Genomic DNA, 1,169 nt, shown 5'->3' with positions numbered 1-1,169 from the left:
GGCCTATCTGCGCCGTTGGACATCACGACGCCACTTGCTCACCGCTACGGCGTTATTTTCCGTAAAACCGAATTAGAAGGTTCGGAACTGAAGTACACCCTTGACCACAGCTCTTACTTCTACTTCCTCAAACCGGACGGCACGTTGATCACCAAAGTGCCACACACGCTAACGCCTGCGCCGATTGTTGAAGCAATTTCAAAACTCACCACTAAGGAAGGCTCGAATGAAGGCTAATCAACTGTTTAAAACCTTGGCTTTGGGGGCATTACTGCTCAGCCCTTTAGCTCAGGCTAAGCTCGATGTCATGGCGCACGAACCGTATGCGCGTGCTATGGCTCCGGGTGCAACCACCAGCGCCGTCTTCGTAACCTTTGCCAACCGCAGCCAAGACGACATCAATATCGTTGCCGCAGAAACGCCAGCAGCGGGCAAAGTCGAATTGCACGATGTCATTAAAGACGGCGATGTGATGAAAATGCGCCAAATCGACCGCATCACGCTAGGCGCAAAAGAGACCACCGAGCTAAAACCAGGCAGCCTACACATCATGCTGTTTGATTTGAAAACGCCGCTCAATGAAGGGGATGAAATCGAAGTAACCGTGACTTACGATAACGGCCAAAAGCAGAGCTTTAACGCGCCAGTGAAAAAAGTGATGGCAGGGATGAAACATACAGCCCACTAAAATCGAATTAGGCTCCTCATTAGGAGCCTTTGTTTTATTCGCTCTCTCGCAGCGCAATGGCGATTTTATTTAAAAATGTAAATCTGTGCTTTATGCCCCATACAACACACCTCCCTCTTCGCTATAACTCTATTTCCTTGTTTCCACATCTAACCCTGTTCCCGAGATAACTCTTTATGTTTCAAGCTCTCAAACGCGTTTTCAGTTTTTTGACTCAAACCAATCCAAATGTCGAGCAAGACGTGGACACCATTATTGCCGCAATTGGTGGCCTCGATAACGTGGTGGAAACAGGAGCGTGTGCAACGCGGCTAAGACTCACGCTGCGCTCTACTGCTGTCGTAGATAAAGAGGCTTTAAAGAAACATGGCGCTCATGGCGTTGTTGTGTTGGATGAACGTCATATCCAAATCATATACGGTTTGAAAGCCAACACGTATTCGCAGATCATGGAAGAACGAATGACAAGCTAGGCGCTCGT

Annotated in this window: 2 protein-coding genes and 1 pseudogene; all 3 read left to right on the top strand. The window is 48.4% G+C overall.

Features of this window, described 5'->3' with window-relative positions:
- A pseudogene (locus tag R7P35_RS25375) lies at positions 1–237 on the top strand (SCO family protein); the annotation flags it as partial.
- Positions 227–688, top strand: coding sequence for a copper chaperone PCu(A)C (locus R7P35_RS25370; RefSeq protein WP_005458360.1), 462 nt, complete (start codon positions 227–229; stop codon positions 686–688). The pseudogene R7P35_RS25375 and the gene R7P35_RS25370, both read left to right, overlap by 11 nt.
- Positions 689–864: 176 nt before the next feature.
- Complete coding sequence (locus tag R7P35_RS25365; RefSeq protein ID WP_005480175.1) at positions 865–1,161, top strand: glucose PTS transporter subunit EIIB; 297 nt, start codon at positions 865–867, stop codon at positions 1,159–1,161.
- Positions 1,162–1,169: the final 8 nt, after the last annotated feature.

The sequence above is a fragment of the Vibrio sp. Vb0304 genome, assembly GCF_033338995.1.
GTDB lineage: Bacteria > Pseudomonadota > Gammaproteobacteria > Enterobacterales > Vibrionaceae > Vibrio > Vibrio alginolyticus.
The sequence above is the reverse complement of the archived record's forward strand: the minus strand, read 5'-3'. Positions and strand labels throughout refer to the sequence as shown.